Source organism: Sphingomonas sp. Leaf67 (assembly GCF_001421965.1).
Lineage (GTDB): Bacteria > Pseudomonadota > Alphaproteobacteria > Sphingomonadales > Sphingomonadaceae > Sphingomonas.
On the sequence record NZ_LMLP01000012.1, the window covers coordinates 217,552 to 232,500 of the forward strand.

At 66.2% G+C, this 14,949-nt stretch carries 14 protein-coding genes; 4 read left to right on the forward strand and 10 right to left on the reverse strand.

The window, feature by feature from the left end:
* Position 1: 1 nt before the first annotated feature.
* The 5 genes from ASE90_RS08675 to rimP are packed head-to-tail and all read right to left on the reverse strand — an operon-like array spanning position 2 to position 6,390.
* Positions 2 to 607 carry a hypothetical protein gene (locus ASE90_RS08675; RefSeq protein WP_055998884.1) on the reverse strand — a complete coding sequence of 202 codons (606 nt, stop codon included), beginning with the start codon at positions 605 to 607 and terminating at the stop codon, positions 2 to 4.
* Positions 604 to 3,465, reverse strand: coding sequence for a translation initiation factor IF-2 (infB, locus tag ASE90_RS08680; RefSeq protein ID WP_055998886.1), 2,862 nt, complete (start codon positions 3,463 to 3,465; stop codon positions 604 to 606). The genes ASE90_RS08675 and infB overlap by 4 nt, the downstream gene beginning before the upstream one ends.
* A gap of 4 nt (positions 3,466 to 3,469) precedes the next feature.
* Entirely contained in the window at positions 3,470 to 4,195 is a 726-nt protein-coding gene (locus ASE90_RS08685; RefSeq protein WP_055999237.1) for a DUF448 domain-containing protein, read from the reverse strand.
* Positions 4,196 to 4,205: 10 nt separating this feature from the next.
* On the reverse strand, positions 4,206 to 5,828 hold the full coding sequence (gene nusA, locus ASE90_RS08690) for a transcription termination factor NusA (protein ID WP_055998888.1): 1,623 nt from the start codon (positions 5,826 to 5,828) through the stop codon (positions 4,206 to 4,208).
* A 1-nt stretch (position 5,829) separates the two neighbouring features.
* Positions 5,830 to 6,390 carry a ribosome maturation protein RimP gene (gene rimP, locus ASE90_RS08695; RefSeq protein WP_055998890.1) on the reverse strand — a complete coding sequence of 187 codons (561 nt, stop codon included), beginning with the start codon at positions 6,388 to 6,390 and terminating at the stop codon, positions 5,830 to 5,832.
* A 185-nt stretch (positions 6,391 to 6,575) separates the two neighbouring features.
* Between rimP and ASE90_RS08700 the strand changes: the two genes are divergently transcribed.
* A complete protein-coding gene (locus ASE90_RS08700) occupies positions 6,576 to 7,742 on the forward strand; it encodes a PQQ-dependent sugar dehydrogenase (protein WP_055998892.1) in 1,167 nt (388 codons plus the stop codon).
* A gap of 14 nt (positions 7,743 to 7,756) precedes the next feature.
* On the opposite strand, the gene ASE90_RS08705 is transcribed toward ASE90_RS08700, so the two are convergent.
* The gene (locus ASE90_RS08705) at positions 7,757 to 8,173 is read right to left on the reverse strand and encodes a DUF1810 domain-containing protein (RefSeq protein WP_055998894.1); all 417 of its coding nucleotides are present in this window, start codon (positions 8,171 to 8,173) and stop codon (positions 7,757 to 7,759) included.
* Between the two features lie 196 nt (positions 8,174 to 8,369).
* On the opposite strand from ASE90_RS08705, the gene ASE90_RS08710 reads away from it, so the two are divergent.
* The gene (locus ASE90_RS08710; protein WP_055998896.1) at positions 8,370 to 8,912 is read left to right on the forward strand and encodes a hypothetical protein; all 543 of its coding nucleotides are present in this window, start codon (positions 8,370 to 8,372) and stop codon (positions 8,910 to 8,912) included.
* Between the two features lie 19 nt (positions 8,913 to 8,931).
* Here the strand turns inward: ASE90_RS08710 and ubiG are convergent, their stop codons facing one another.
* A complete protein-coding gene (ubiG, locus tag ASE90_RS08715; protein WP_082449674.1) occupies positions 8,932 to 9,699 on the reverse strand; it encodes a bifunctional 2-polyprenyl-6-hydroxyphenol methylase/3-demethylubiquinol 3-O-methyltransferase UbiG in 768 nt (255 codons plus the stop codon).
* 52 nt (positions 9,700 to 9,751) lie between these two features.
* On the opposite strand from ubiG, the gene ASE90_RS08720 reads away from it, so the two are divergent.
* Entirely contained in the window at positions 9,752 to 11,002 is a 1,251-nt protein-coding gene (locus ASE90_RS08720) for an aspartate kinase (protein ID WP_055999243.1), read from the forward strand.
* A gap of 335 nt (positions 11,003 to 11,337) precedes the next feature.
* On the opposite strand, the gene ASE90_RS08725 is transcribed toward ASE90_RS08720, so the two are convergent.
* A complete protein-coding gene (locus ASE90_RS08725) occupies positions 11,338 to 11,754 on the reverse strand; it encodes a secondary thiamine-phosphate synthase enzyme YjbQ (RefSeq protein ID WP_055999246.1) in 417 nt (138 codons plus the stop codon).
* Positions 11,755 to 11,843: 89 nt separating this feature from the next.
* On the opposite strand from ASE90_RS08725, the gene ASE90_RS08730 reads away from it, so the two are divergent.
* Complete coding sequence (locus ASE90_RS08730) at positions 11,844 to 12,830, forward strand: NAD(P)H-dependent flavin oxidoreductase (RefSeq protein WP_055999249.1); 987 nt, start codon at positions 11,844 to 11,846, stop codon at positions 12,828 to 12,830.
* Between the two features lie 527 nt (positions 12,831 to 13,357).
* Here the strand turns inward: ASE90_RS08730 and ASE90_RS08735 are convergent.
* Positions 13,358 to 13,765 (reverse strand): hypothetical protein, encoded by a 408-nt coding sequence (locus tag ASE90_RS08735; protein WP_055998897.1) that lies wholly within the window; start codon positions 13,763 to 13,765, stop codon positions 13,358 to 13,360.
* A 54-nt stretch (positions 13,766 to 13,819) separates the two neighbouring features.
* The gene (locus ASE90_RS08740; RefSeq protein WP_055998900.1) at positions 13,820 to 14,833 is read right to left on the reverse strand and encodes a polyprenyl synthetase family protein; all 1,014 of its coding nucleotides are present in this window, start codon (positions 14,831 to 14,833) and stop codon (positions 13,820 to 13,822) included.
* Positions 14,834 to 14,949: the final 116 nt, after the last annotated feature.

Consider the following 14,949-nt stretch of genomic DNA (forward strand, 5'->3'; position numbering starts at 1 on the left):
TCTAACCGAATTGACAGTGGAACCAGTGACTGTCGAGTCGCTGGCACCAGATGGTGTTGTTGCCGAAGGTGGTTCGAATGTCGGCGGCGACCGGTCCGCCGTTCCAGCCGCGCGCGGCAGCCATGCGGTCGGTGGGATCGTAAACGATGCCCGCCCAGTTCCCTAACGTGCCGTTCACGGTTCGGAAAACCATGCGTGAACCGGACCGCGCGATACCGGCGATACCTATCGGTACGGGACCACCGGTAAGCGCCTGATCGAACGCGCTACGCTCGGACCGCAGCCGCCACCATGATGGCGCGACATGCGACCAGTACAGCGCGTGGCTCGCAAGAAACGCAGCAAAGGGAAGGACGATGAGCGGGAGAAAGGCCGGCAACGACGCCGGCAATCCCTCCGCGCGCAACTGCCAGCTTCGCACCAGTCCGTCGATCCATAGTGCCAGCCAGCACAGGGCCAGCAAGACGGTGACGACAGGTATGGCCCAATAGGAAAGCAGGTTGGCGACAAACAATGCCGCCGCCCCGCCGGTGATCCATGCCGTTGCAAGGCGCAGCCGGGGGCGGAGCGTGGCGGCAAGGGTTGCCCCTTGCCGCCCGTCAATCACAGCGTGCGATCGCGCAGTTCGACTTCGTAGGTTTCAAGGAAGTCGCCCGCCTTGATGTCGGTGAAGTTCTGCGTGAACGTGACACCGCATTCGAGGCCCGCGCGCACTTCGGGAACATCGTCCTTGAAGCGACGCAGCGACGCGATCTCACCCTGGTAGATGATGACGTCGTTGCGCGTGATGCGTGCCTTGAGCGCCTTGCGGATGATCCCTTCGACCACCAGCAGACCGGCGGCCCGACCATGCTTGCCCGCCGAGAAGACCTCGCGGATTTCGGCACGGCCGACGACGGTTTCGAACGCTTCCGGACCCAGCGTACCCGCCATGCCCGCGCGAATATCGTCGGTCAGCGTATAGATGACGTCGTAATATTTGAACGCCACCTTGTTCCGCTCGGCGATTTCGCGCGCCTTGGCATTGGGACGGGTGTTGAAGCCGATGATCGGCGCACCCGATGCCGCCGCCAGCGTCACGTCACTCTCGGTGATGCCGCCGACACCCGAATGCAGGATGCGCACCCGGATATCGTCGGTCGAGATCTTGTTGAGCGCACCAACGATGGCTTCGACCGACCCCTGGGTATCGGCCTTGACCACCAACGGATATTCGATCGCCTGCTTCGACTTGAGCGCCGAGAACATGCTCTCGAGGCTCGCCGGTGCCTGGGTCGTGCGCTTCTGGAGCAGCACGCTCTGACGATATTCGGCGACCTCGCGGGCACGCGCTTCGCTCTCGACGACCTGCAGCGGATCCCCCGCCATCGGCACGCCCGACAGGCCCAGCACCTCGACGGGCGTCGACGGACCGGCTTCCTTCACCTGACGCCCCTTGTCGTCGATCAGCGCACGGACCTTGCCGCTTTCCGCGCCGACGACGAACACATCGCCCACCTTCAGCGTGCCGCGACGAACCAGCACGGTCGCGACCGGACCACGGCCCTTGTCGAGCTTCGCCTCGATCACGCTGCCTTCGGCGGCACGATCGGGGTTGGCCTGCAACTCGAGCAGTTCGGCCTGAAGCTGGATCTTTTCGATCAGTTCCTCAAGGCCGGTCTTCTTGAGCGCCGATACTTCGACGTCCTGGGTTTCACCGCCCATTTCCTCGACCTGCACGTCATGTTCCAGCAGGCGTTCACGAATCCGCTGCGGGTTCGCCTCGTGCTTGTCGACCTTGTTGATCGCAACGATCATCGGCTTGCCCGCGGCGCGGGTGTGATTGATCGCCTCGATGGTCTGCGGCATCAGACCGTCATCGGCGGCGACCGCGAGGATGACGATGTCGGTCACGTCGGCACCGCGTGCGCGCATCTCGCTGAACGCTTCGTGGCCCGGGGTGTCGAGGAAGGTGATCCGCGACTTGTCCTTCATCGTCACCTGATAGGCACCGATATGCTGGGTGATGCCACCGGCCTCACCACGCACGACGTCGGTCCCGCGCAATGCGTCGAGCAGCGAGGTCTTGCCGTGATCGACATGGCCCATGATCGTGACGACCGGCGGACGCGGACGCAGCGATTCGACGGCGTCTTCACCCGTGTCGAGCGCAAGGTCGATGTCCGAATCGCTGACGCGGACGATGTTGTGGCCGAATTCGGTCACCAGCAATTCGGCGGTGTCCTGGTCGATCGTCTGCGTCATCGTGACGGGCGAACCCATCTTGAACAGCGTCTTGACCAGATCCGCACCCTTTTCGGCCATGCGGTTGGCGAGTTCCTGCACGGTGATGGTTTCGGGAACCTGCACGTCGCGGACCTGCTTGATCTGCGGTTCACGCGGGCCGCCAAAGCCACGCTTTTCCTTCTCGCGCGCACGTTTCAACGCGGCAAGGCTGCGCGAGCGGGCACCATCATCGCCCAAAGCGCGGGTGACGGTCAGCTTGCCCGACTGGCGGCGATCGTCGCCCTTGCGGTCACGCGACGGCGCGGGACGTGCCGGTTCGTTGCGACGCGGGGTCGCCTGACCCGAGCCCGACGGACCCGGACGCGCGGGTTGACCGCCAGCGGCCGGACGGGCGGCGGGCGTCGCTGCCGCAGCGGCGACAGGCGCGGGAGCCGGCTCGGGCTTGGGCTGCGGCTTTGGAATTTCGGGACGTTGCACCGGCGTGAAGCGACGCGGTGCCGGCCGGTTGGGATCGGCGGTAAGGACGATCGGCTGCGGTGCCGGGGCAGGCGCAGGTGCCGGACGCGGCGCAGGACGTGCCGGTGCAGGCTTGGCCGCAACCGGAGCGGGTGCCGGCGTCGGCTTGGGCGCAGGCGTCTCCGCGACCGGTTCCGGCGTTGGGATCGGCTCGGCTGCGGGCGCAGGTGCTGCCTCGACCGGAGCGGGCGTCGGCTCGGGAGCCGGCGTCGGTTCCGTGGCTGGTTCGGCAACCGGCGCGGGCGTCGGTTCCGGAGCAGGTGCCGGGGTCGGTTCCGGAGCAGGCGTCGGATCGGCGGCAGCGCGCGCCTTTTCCTCGACACGGGCACGCTCGGCCTCAACGGCTTCGCGGGCGAGGCGTTCGTCACGACGACGATGTTCCTCGGCCGCGTTCATCCGTGCTTCTTCGGCCTCGCGCAGCAGCTTTGCCTGCAATTCGTGGCGCGAAAGACCGGCATTATCAGCCGCCGGACGCGGAGCAGGGGCTGCTGGCGCAACAGCTGGACGCTGCTGTGCGGGTGCCGCTTCCGGTGCCGCCTGTTCGACGGGCTGCTGTTCTTCGCCGGGACGGCCAAGCACACGGCGGCGCTTCACCTCCACGACCACCGTGTTGGAGCGGCCATGGCTGAAGCTCTGCTTCACCTTGCCGGTTTCCACGGTGCGCTTGAGGCCGAGCGGCGCGCGGGTGCCCAGCTTCGGCTTGTCGTTGTCGATGTCGCTCATCCGGTTACTCAGGTTCCTGCTTCAATTGGTCGACGCCGATATGCCCGACAACGTCCGTGTCGGAAAATTGCGCCGTCGATGCGCCCTGCGAAGATGTTTCGCAAGCCGCAGGGATAGGTTCGGGTCCGATAAAGTGCAGCCAGCGGGACAGCGCGTCATTGGCTCGCTGTGCCGCCCGTGCGTCGGTCAGGCCGACATGTACCACATTTTCGCGCCCAAGCGCCAATGACAATATGGTGCGTGGGACCGGCAATGCCAATCCCTTGCGACCCGATCCTTCTTCGTCGCTGCCGACGCGCCATGCCTGCGCCAGTTTGCCGGCGCCGTCGGGGGCGGCGTCGGATGCATGGTACAGGGCGTACAGCTTGCCACTGCGTGCCGCCTTGTCGATCGCAGTGCCGCCGACGACGACGAACCCCGACTTGGCCTCCAGCCCGAGCCGGTCGAGCGCATGACGCCGCAGCGCATCCTCGACCAGTTGCGGGAGGTCGGCGGGGATCGTCAGCGTCGCGCCCTTGAACGCACGCGCCAGCGCACCCTTCAACCGCCCCTTGGCTATGGCGGTTTCCAGCTCGGCCCGGGTCACCCCGATCCACGCACCACGGCCGGGAGCCTTGGCGCGGACATCGGGAAGGATGTCCCCATCCGGGGACAGGGCAAGCCGTACCAGCCCGTCGCGTGAGCCATGTTCACGCGACAGGATACAACTACGCTCGGGGCTGTCGGTCAGCCGTGGCGTGTCATTGTTCGGATTCCGCAACTGCGTCCTCCGAATCTTCGACCGCGACGTCCTCATCGGCGAACCAATGGGCGCGGGCGCCCATGATGATCTCGTTACCCTGTTCGTCGGTCAGGCCATATTCGGCGAGAATGCCGCCCTTGGGCGCTTCGCGCTTCGGTGCATCGTCGCCGCGACGACGCGGTTCGGCCTTCTTCTTTTCGACCAGTTCGTCGGTGGCGAGGTCGGCAAGGTCGTCGAGCGTCTTGATGCCCGCCTTGCCCAGCGTCACCAGCATCGCCTCGGTCAGATACGGCAGCTCGGCCAGCGCATCCTCGACACCGAGCGCGGTACGCTCTTCGCGGGCGGCCTGTTCGCGGCGTTCGAGCGCTTCCTGCGCGCGGCTTTGCAGCTCCTGCGCGAGGTCTTCGTCGAAGCCTTCGATGCCTGCCAGTTCCTCGATCTCGACATAGGCGACTTCTTCCAGCTCGCCAAAGCCTTCGGCGACCAGCAGCTGTGCCAGCGTCTCGTCGACGTCGAGTTCCTTCTCGAACATGCCCGAGCGTTCGATGAATTCCTTCTGACGCTTTTCCGACGCATCGGCTTCGGTCAGAATGTCGATCGCCTTGCCGGTCAACTGGCTGGCGAGGCGGACATTCTGGCCGCGACGGCCGATGGCGAGGGACAGCTGATCGTCGGGAACGACGACTTCGATGCGGTCCTCTTCCTCGTCGAGCACGACGCGCGCGACATTTGCCGGCTGCAACGCGTTGACGACGAAGGTCGCGGTGTCGGGCGACCACGGGATGATGTCGATCTTTTCGCCCTGCATCTCCTGCACGACGGCCTGCACGCGGCTGCCCTTCATGCCGACGCAGGCACCGACCGGATCGATCGAGCCGTCATGCGAAATGACACCGATCTTGGCGCGCGAACCCGGATCGCGGGCAGCGGCCTTGATCTCGATGATGCCGTCGTAGATTTCGGGCACTTCCTGCGCAAACAGCTTCTTCATGAAGTCGGGATGCGCGCGGCTGAGGAAGATCTGCGGCCCGCGATTCTCGCGGCGCACGTTCAGGATCAGCGAGCGGACACGGTCGCCGACGCGGACCGCTTCGCGCGGAATCTGCTGGTCGCGGCGGATGACGCCCTCGGCGCGACCCAGATCGACGACGACGTGGCCGAATTCGACGCGCTTGACGACGCCGGTGATGATCTCACCCTGCCGGTCCTTGAATTCCTCGAACTGGCGTTCGCGTTCGGCGTCGCGCACCTTTTGCAGGATGACCTGCTTCGATGCCTGCGCCTGAATGCGGCCGAATTCGATCGGGGGAAGCGGGTCGACGATATAGTCGCCGATCGCCGCACCGTTTTGCAGCTTCTGCGCGTCCTTCTCGCCGATCTGCTTGAAATGGTCGTCGACCAGCTCGGTGACTTCGAGCACGCGCCACAGGCGGAGGTCGCCGGTATTCGGATCGAGCTTGGCGCGGATGTCGTTTTCCGACCCGTAGCGCGTCTTGGCGGCGCGCTGGATCGCGTCTTCCATCGCCTCGATCACGATGGCCTTGTCGATCATCTTTTCCGATGCGACCGCATTCGCGATCGCGATCAGTTCCGCCCGGTTGGCGGTGACGGCGGTGGCCATGTCAGTTCTGTCCTTCTGCGTCAGCCGGTTCGTCGTCGGCCGGTTCGTCTTCGTACTCGTCGGCACCCGCGGTCGAAAGCGGCGCCGTCGCCTTCAGCAGGGCATCGGTAATGACCAGTTTCGCATCGATGATCGCGGCGAAGGGGACGGTCATCGGCTTGTGCTTGCGCACGTCGATCGTGACCTGATCGCCTTCGGTGCCCATCAGGATACCGGTCAACTGCTTGCGACTGTCGATCGGGGCATCGAGCGTCACGCGCGCCTCGAACCCCTTCCAGTCGTCATAATCGGCAAGGCGCGTCAGCGGCCGGTCGATACCGGGCGACGATACCTCCAGACGATACGCTTCCTCGATCGGATCGTTTTCGTCCATCAGGTCGGAAATGCGACGCGACAGTTCGGCGCAGTCGTCGATGGTCAGCTGCCGCGTGTCGGGCCGTTCGGCCATGACCTGCAACGTCGGGTCCGACTTGCCACCGATCATCTTCACCCGCACGAGCGCGAAGCCCAGTGCCTGTGCTTCTGGTTCGATCAATCGCGTCAGTTCGGCGATATCCGCCATGCCGTCTCCATCAGCTACGCCGCTTCGCTGCCGGTCCCTGCTGGAACCGGCCTCGGCACGTTGGCGATGTCGAGGAAGCAACGTCCCTATATGTAAAATTGCATGTCTCGGCAAGGGGCACCGGATCGTGCCCGCCGGCACCGCGTTGCCAACAACAATAACGTTATTTCGAGAGGATTCCGCCGATGCCGTCATTCCGTTCGCTGATTCCCGCCGCTGCGTTGCTGGCGGCGTGCAACGCCGGCAGCGACGTGGATGCGGCGCCCGCCATCGTCGCCCCGGCCCCGACCGCCACCGCGACTCCGGCCCCCGCGCCCGGCCCGACCACCGGCGGCCTGCCGTTCGCGGCGCGGGAAGTGACGACGTTCAACGCGCCATGGGCGATGACCTTCCTGCCCGACGGGCGGATGCTGGTGACCGAAAAGGGCGGCACGCTGCTGCTGGTCAGCGCCGATGGCGCTCAGCGCACCACCGCCGCGACCATCCCGGTCGATTCGGCGGGGCAGGGCGGGCTTATGGACGTGGTGCTCGCCCCCGATTTCGCCAACAGCCGCCGGGTGTATCTCAGCTATTCGGTTGCCGGGGACGGGGGCAAGGGCGTCGTGCTGGCGCGCGGGGTGCTCGATGGCAACCGGCTGACCGGCATCACCGAACTGTTCCGCGCGACGCCGTTCGTGGGTGGCGACGGCCATTATTCGGGCCGGATCGCGTTCGCGCCCGATGGTCAACACCTGTTCTTCACCAATGGCGAGCGGCAGAAATTCGATCCGGCGCAGGACCCGAAGGCGACGCTGGGTAAGGTGCTGCGCCTGACGCTCGACGGACAGCCGGCGGGCGATCCGGGGCTGACCGCGAAGGGCTTCCATCCGGCGGTCTGGTCCTATGGCCACCGCAATCTGCTGGGGATCGCATTCGATGCGCAGGGCAATTTGTGGGAACAGGAAATGGGTCCGAAGGGCGGTGACGAGGTCAATCTGATCGTCGCCGGGCGCAATTACGGGTATCCGCTGGTGTCGGAGGGCGATCATTATGACGGCCGCCCGATCCCGCGCCACAGCACCCGCCCCGATCTGGAAGCGCCGAAGGTCGCGTGGAACCCGGTGATCTCGCCGGGCGGGCTGATCGTCTATTCGGGCAAGCTGTTCCCGCAATATGCCGGCGACCTGTTCATCGGCGGTCTGTCGAGCGAGGCGCTGATCCGGGTCGATGTGAGCGGCACCAAAGCCGCCAAGGGAGACCAGTGGCCGATGAACGCCCGTATCCGAGAAGTCGAGGAGGGACCGGACGGCGCGATCTGGGTCTTGCAGGACGGGGCCAATGCCAAGCTGCTGAAACTGACCCCGCGCGGTTGATTGCCCGCGGCTGATTACAGGCGGGCAAGCGTGGCCGGATCGCGCTTGCCGCCGTAGAAGCCGTCGAGGATCGCGGCGAAGACCGGTTCGCCGCCATTCGCTGCCGCGTCGAACAGCGTCATCGACGAGCGCAGCTTGATCGCGTCGATCGCGCCGAGGATGCCGGCGATGTCGTGGCCGCGATGGGGGAGCAAGGCTTCGCTCGATTCGCGCAGCCGTTCGCCGAGCAATGGATGCGCCAGATAGGCGCGGGCTTCGGCCAGATCGCGGATGGCGAAATGCCGTGCGGTGGTGCTGTGGCCGAGGCCGGCGATCTGTGGAAACACGAACCACATCCAGTGGCTGCGCTTTGCGCCGGCGCGAAGCTCGGCGAGCGCATCGGCATAGCGGTCGCGTTGCGCGGTGGTGAAGCGGTGCAGGTCGTCGTCCATCAACGGAAGATGGGAATAGTAATCCTTGAGGCCAATTCTCTGAGTCTGGTGTGGAACGCACGAAAGGGCGAGTTTCGAGCCGATGCTGCAAAGCGCGCAACCGCGCGTTTTCCGACATGCTCTGACAACGTTTACCATTGATCGGCGAGCCGGGCTTCGCCTAGCATCATCGCTCCAACATTCCTTGGGAGGGGATATGCATAAAAGCTGGATGGCAGCCGCGCTGGTTGCCGTGGTCGCCGCACCGTCGACCGCGCAGACCGCCGAAGATTTTGCCGCGAAGGTCATCAACGCGCCGATGCCGGGCAGCCTGCAGGTCTATGGCATTGCGAAGCCGCCGCTGACGCGGAGCAAGGATGTCGATGGCGGCAAGATGCTGAAGCTGTCGATTCCGGGTGCCGACAAGAATCCGTGGAACATCCAGCTCCAGTCGCCGACCACCGCGCCGGTGGCGAAGGGCGACCGCCTCGTCCTCGCCTTCCACGTCCGTGCGACGGGGTTGCCGGCGGGGACCAAGGCGAAGATCGCCAGCGCCGGCATCCAGCTGAACAAGGAACCCTATACCACCATCGTCGGCGGGCCGATCGAAGCAGGTGAGGCGTTCGAGTTCCAGCAGGTGGCGGGCAAGGCCGATCGCGACTATGCGGCGGGCGAATTGATGGCGTCGCTGCAACTGGCGACGGGCAAGCAGACCTTCGAATTCGGGCCGCTGTTCATCATCAACCTCGACAAGAAGTGAGGCGGGCGGCGGCGCGGAGCTAGCCCCGCGTCGCCGTCAGGAAATAGTCGAGCGAAACGTCGTCGGACAGTTTGAAGCCGTGCGTCGCCGAAAAGGCAAGGCCGGTCGGCGGCGATACGGTCATGCCCCCGGCGCGCAGGTGCGCGGTCAGTTCGTCGGGAGTCAGGAAGCGGTCCCAATCATGGGTGCCGCGCGGGATCAGGCCGATCCCTTCGCCGACCGAGATCATCGCGAGGCGCGAGAGCGGGGTGCGGTTGGGCGTCGACACGACCAGCAGCCCGCCCGGTGCCACCGCCTGTGTCAGCGCATGGACGAAGGCGGCGGGATCGGCGACGTGCTCGATCACTTCGAGCGAGGTGACGAGGTCGAACCGGCGGCCGGCGACGGCCTCGACGCCCCCCGACAGATAGTCGATCGACAGGCCGCTCATCGCAGCATGGGCACGGGCCGCGCCGATATTTTCGGGCGCGGCATCGACGCCGGTAACCTGTCCGCCAAGCCGGGCGAGCGGTTCGGCGAGCAGCCCCGCGCCACAGCCGACGTCGAGCACCGTCTTGCCCGCCAGCGGGGTGAAGCCGACGCCATCGCCGCCCCAATGCGAATCGATCGCGGTGCGCAGGAACGCGAGGCGTAACGGGTTCAGCCGGTGGAGCATCGCCGAGCTGCCATGCGGGTTCCACCAGTCGGCGGCCATCTCGCCGAAATGGGCGGCTTCGCGCGCGACGATGCTTGATTGCGTGCCCAACGCTTTTTCGGACATAAAGATTGCTTCGCTTGCGTTCGTCATGGCGCTCTCCTATCAGCCGCCGCCATTCCCCCCAAGGATGAATGGCAAACGCATGGCGCGGATCGTGATGAAGTTCGGTGGCACCTCGATGGCGGGGATCGAACGCATTCGCAACGTCGCCGAGCGCGTGAAGCGCGAGGTCGAATCGGGCAATCAGGTCGCGGTGGTCGTGTCGGCGATGGCCGGCGATACCGACCGGCTGGTCGGCTTTTGTCGCGAAGCATCGGCGCTGTACGACCCGCGCGAATATGATGCGGTGGTGTCGTCGGGCGAACAGGTGACCAGCGGGCTGCTGGCGATCGCGTTGCAGGCGATCGGCGTGCCGGCGCGATCGTGGCTCGGCTGGCAATTGCCGATCCGCACCAGCGACGCCCATGCGACTGCGCGGATCGAATCGATCGACACGACCGCGCTCGACGAATCGCTGGCGCGCGGCGAAGTGGCGGTAATCCCGGGATTTCAGGGCGTGACCGACGACCGGCGCATCACCACGCTGGGGCGCGGCGGATCGGACACGTCGGCGGTGGCGATGGCGGCGGCGATGCACGCCGATCGCTGCGACATCTACACCGATGTCGACGGCGTCTATACCACCGACCCGCGCATCGTGCCGCGCGCGCGCAAGCTGGCGCGGGTGACGTATGAGGAAATGCTCGAGCTCGCCTCGGTGGGGGCAAAGGTGCTCCAGACCCGCTCGGTCGGGCTGGCGATGAAGGAACAGGTCCGCGTCCGCGTGCTGTCGTCGTTCGACGATACGCGCGACGAGGACGGATATCGTGGAACGCTGATCGTCGGCGAAGAGGAAGTGACGGACATGGAACGGCAGCTCATCACCGGCATCGCGCACGACAAGAACGAGGCGAAGATCACCCTGGTCGCCGTGCCCGACCGTCCCGGTTCGGTCGGATCGATCTTTGCCCCGCTGGCGGCAGCCGGGATCAACGTCGACATGATCGTGCAGAATATCGCCCATTCGGCGGGGTCGACCGACGTGACCTTCACCGTGCCCGCCGCCGAACTGGCCCGCGCGATCGACACGCTGGACAAGGCGAGCGGCGATATCGGTTTCGCCAAGCTGCTGCACGACACGCGGGTCGCCAAGATCTCGATCGTCGGTGTCGGCATGCGCAGCCATGCCGGCGTGGCGTCGACCATGTTCCAGACGCTGGGCGACCGCGGCATCAATATCCAGGCGATCACCACGTCGGAGATCAAGGTCAGCGTGCTGATCGAGGAGGATTATACCGAACTGGCGGTGCGGGTGCTGCACACGGCCTATGGGCTGGACGCCGTCGAGGCGTAAACGCCTGCCCCGGACGGGGTGCTGGAAGTTGGCGAAGTTGACAGGACGTCGGGGTTGCGAAGCGGCCTCGGCGTTTTGTTTTTCGTTGCAGTGCAGAGGGTTGGCGGCCTGCGGGGGCGGCGGCGATGCATGGAAGTTGACACGGGGGGGGGGGGCTGGTGCCGGGTTTGGGGTTCGGGCCTGCTGCGGGAGGTTCGAGGTTCGGCGAGGAGAAAGAACGTCGTCAGGCTGGTAGGGTTGGCGGGTGTAGGAAAGCGCTTCCCGGCCGCCCCTCCGTATGCGGAAATCCCCCTCCACCAGCTTCGCTGGTCCCCCTCCCCGTGCCGGGGAGCATGTTATTCGCCTAGCAGGTGGACGGCGACCCTCCGGCGGTGCGCGCCTTTGCGGTGTTCGAACAGGTAGATGCCCTGCCAGATGCCGAGCACCGGGCGGTGGCCGATAACGGGAATCGACAGCGACGTGTTGGTCAGCGCCGTGCGCAGATGCGCGGGCATGTCGTCCGGCCCTTCCTTGTCATGGGCGTAGCGGTCGCTTTCGGGGGCGATGTGGCGGAAGAAGCGTTCGAGGTCGTCGCGCGCGGCGGCGCTGGCATTTTCCTGCACCAGCAGCGAGGCCGAGGTGTGGCGGCAGAACAGCGTCAGCAATCCGTCGCTGATGCCGGTCGCCTCGACCCAGTGGCGGACCTGCCCGGTCATCAGGACCAGCCCCTGTCCGTTGGTGGTGACCACCAGCTCGCCATGTTCCTGTCGCATCATCGTCCCTGCTTGCCCGAAGCCGCCCGCCCGCGCTAGGCGGGGCAATGACCAACGCTTCGATCGGCGCCGAGCGCCTTGAGCGCCGCATGGCGCGCGGCCGGGACTTCCTCGGTTCCGAGTCCGCGATCCTGTGTGGCGCGATGTCGTGGGTGTCCGAGCGCAACCTCGTCGCCGCCATCTCCAACGCCGGCGGGTTCGGCGTGATCGCATGCGGGGCGATGACCCCCGAGCTGCTCGATGCGGAGATCGCGGGGACCAGGGCGCTGACGGACAAGCCGTTCGGCGTGAACCTGATCACCATGCACCCGGCGCTCTTCGACCTGATCGACGTGTGCGGGCGCCATGGCGTGACGCATGTCGTGCTGGCCGGTGGTTTGCCCCCCAAGGGATCGCTGGAAGCGATCAAGGCGACCGGCGCCAAGGTCATCGCCTTTGCGCCCGCGCTGGCGCTGGCGAAAAAGCTGATCCGGTCGGGCGCGGATGCGCTGGTGATCGAGGGGATGGAGGCCGGTGGCCATATCGGCCCGGTGTCGACCAGCGTGCTGGCGCAGGAAATGCTGCCCGAGGTCGCGAACCAGGTACCGGTGTTCGTCGCGGGCGGCATTGGTCGGGGCGAGGCGATCGCCGGCTATCTCGACATGGGCGCGGCGGGGGTCCAGCTCGGCACGCGCTTCGTCTGCGCGACCGAATCGATCGCGCATCCGGCGTTCAAGAAGGCGTTCCTGCGCGCATCGGCGCGCGATGCGGTGGCCAGCGTACAGATCGACGCGCGCCTGCCGGTCATCCCGGTGCGCGCGCTCAAGAATGCCGGGGGCGAGCTGTTCACCGCCAAGCAGCGCGAAGTGGCGCAGATGCTCGACGAAGGCGGCGTGGCGATGGCCGAGGCGCAGTTGCAGATCGAACATTATTGGGCGGGGGCGCTGCGCCGCGCGGTGATCGACGGCGATGTCGAGCATGGCAGCCTGATGGCCGGGCAGTCGGTCGGCATGGTGACGAAGGAAGAACCGGCGGCGGAGATCATCGCGACGTTGATGGCCGAGGCTGCGCAGGCGCTGGAGAAGCGGGCGGTTTGAGGCCAAAGGTCACAAAGGTCACACTTGCACGCGGTTTGCGTCGGTGACGTCGATGGGCTGATCGGTGCGCGGTTTTTGCCCGTCCGGGTCGGGGTGGCAACGATGCGACAGAGCGTTGGACGAGCCTGTCATGGGTTTGCGGTGTAGGAAAGTACGGGTTCGTTGCCGGGTGGCTTTGCGTCGGGGGTCGATGCGGCCTCACCCTCACCCTTCCGCGGCTTCGCCGCTCCCTCCCTCTCCCACCGGGAGAGGGAGGGGGCCTGCCCGGTGTAACCGGGTGGGAAGGGTGAGGGTGAACCAAATCAGACGCGCGACCCCGGATCATGTCGAGACCTCTGCGAAAGTGCTGTATCTCACCCACTGCCGTACCCCCGCGCAGGCGGGGGTCCAGAGCCAGGCAGAACAACGGCTTGCGCCTGGAACCCTGGACCCCCGCCTGCGCGGGGGTGCGGCGAACTCTTGGCCAAGCGTGCGACTTTCGCCGAGGGCTCGATCAAGTCCGGGGTGACGTCGAATGCCCGGAAGCGTCAGCGCGCCGCCGGGCCGTCCTCTGCCAACCACGCCAGTGCCGGATCGCGTGCTTCGAACAGGGCGATGTTCGGCGCGAGTCGCTTGGCCTGCATTTTCAGCAGCATGCTGTTGGCGACGATCGCAATGCGGCGGGAGGAGACGCCGGGATTGGCGGCGATCTGTTCGAGCAGCGGCAGCACCTCGCGCGGCTGGACCGCGAACTGCGTCATGTCGAACAACGTGACCTGCTGTCCCAGCGGACAGCCCAGCGCCGGCAGTCGGCCGAGCATCGTCGCCAGCGCATCGCGGAACCGCGCCACGATCGCCGGGTCCCATAGCCCGCGCAGGTCGATGTCGAGCAGCTTGCGCGCCGGATCGATGCGGATGGTGAAGGCGGCGTCGTCGAACTTCAGCGAATCAGGCATGGTAACCTATTCCGCCATAAGCGGTTTTCGTGCAACCGGACACGACCGGTCCGATCAATAGGCGCGGCGAACCGCGAATTCGACCGCCTCGACCATCGCGTCCTTGGCCGGACCGTCGGGGAAGCGACCGATCGCGTCGATCGCGCGCTGGCCGTAATGACGGGCGCGGGCGAGGGTATCGTCGACCGCGCGCGACGACTGGACCAGCGTGATCGCATGGGCGAAATCGGCATCGTCGGCGCGCTTGCCCGACACGGCGTCGCGCCAGAAGCTGCGCGCGGTTTCATCACCGCGGGCATAGGCGAGAATGACCGGCAGCGTCATCTTGCCTTCGCGGAAATCGTCGCCGGCAGCCTTGCCCATGGTATCGGCGTCGGACACGTAATCGATGGCGTCGTCGACCAACTGGAACGCGATGCCGAGATTGCGGCCATAGGCGTCGAGCGCGGCTTCGTCGGCGTCCGACCGTTCGGCGACGATCGCGGCGATGCGGCAGGCGGCAGCGAACAGCGCGGCGGTCTTTGCGCCGATGATGTCGAGATAGCGATCCTCGGGCGTGTCGATGCGGCGGATCGCGGTCAGCTGGTTGACCTCGCCTTCCGCGATCACGGCGGACGCGCCCGACAGGACGCGCAACGCCTTCAGGCTTTCCGCCTCGACCATCAGCTCGAAGCTTTTGGAAAACAGGAAGTCGCCGACCAGCACGCTGGCGGGGTTGCCCCAGATGATGTTGGCGGTGCGCTTGCCCCGGCGCAGGTCGGATCCGTCGACGACATCGTCATGGAGCAGCGTCGCGGTGTGGATGAATTCGACCGCCGCCGACAGCAGATGATGGCGCGTGCCGCCATAGCCGATCAGCCGGGCGGACGCGAGCGTCAGCATCGGCCGCATCCGCTTGCCCCCGCCCGCGATCAGGTGGCCGGCGAGTTCGGGGATCAACGGAATCTTCGATTGCATCCGGTCGAGGATGACCGAATTCACGCGATTCATGTCGTCGGCGACCAGCGCCATCAGCGGATCGAGCGAGGGTTCGGTGCGCTTGTCGAGGCGGTGCAGGGTAGCCGTCATGTCCCAGCGATGTGGCGGTTCGCACGTGCGAACGCAAGGGAAAGGCGGGGTTGCGCCGCACGTCCGGTCGCGCGAAAGGGGCATATCCCGGCACCGACCGCCCATGAAGGACGCCC

Bases quoted from the DNA above. Each gene is read 5' to 3' on its own strand.
- ASE90_RS08730 (WP_055999249.1), top strand. From the start codon at position 11,844: ATGGCGCGCGGCCGGGACTTCCTCGGTTCCGAGTCCGCGATCCTGTGT.
- rimP (WP_055998890.1), bottom strand. From the start codon at position 6,390: ATGGCGGATATCGCCGAACTGACGCGATTGATCGAACCAGAAGCACAG.
- nusA (WP_055998888.1), bottom strand. From the start codon at position 5,828: ATGGCCACCGCCGTCACCGCCAACCGGGCGGAACTGATCGCGATCGCG.
- ASE90_RS08720 (WP_055999243.1), top strand. From the start codon at position 9,752: ATGGCGCGGATCGTGATGAAGTTCGGTGGCACCTCGATGGCGGGGATC.
- ubiG (WP_082449674.1), bottom strand. From the start codon at position 9,699: ATGACGAACGCAAGCGAAGCAATCTTTATGTCCGAAAAAGCGTTGGGC.
- ASE90_RS08735 (WP_055998897.1), bottom strand. From the start codon at position 13,765: ATGCCTGATTCGCTGAAGTTCGACGACGCCGCCTTCACCATCCGCATC.
- ASE90_RS08705 (WP_055998894.1), bottom strand. From the start codon at position 8,173: ATGGACGACGACCTGCACCGCTTCACCACCGCGCAACGCGACCGCTAT.
- ASE90_RS08740 (WP_055998900.1), bottom strand. From the start codon at position 14,833: ATGACGGCTACCCTGCACCGCCTCGACAAGCGCACCGAACCCTCGCTC.
- ASE90_RS08710 (WP_055998896.1), top strand. From the start codon at position 8,370: ATGCATAAAAGCTGGATGGCAGCCGCGCTGGTTGCCGTGGTCGCCGCA.
- ASE90_RS08725 (WP_055999246.1), bottom strand. From the start codon at position 11,754: ATGCGACAGGAACATGGCGAGCTGGTGGTCACCACCAACGGACAGGGG.
- infB (WP_055998886.1), bottom strand. From the start codon at position 3,465: ATGAGCGACATCGACAACGACAAGCCGAAGCTGGGCACCCGCGCGCCG.
- ASE90_RS08700 (WP_055998892.1), top strand. From the start codon at position 6,576: ATGCCGTCATTCCGTTCGCTGATTCCCGCCGCTGCGTTGCTGGCGGCG.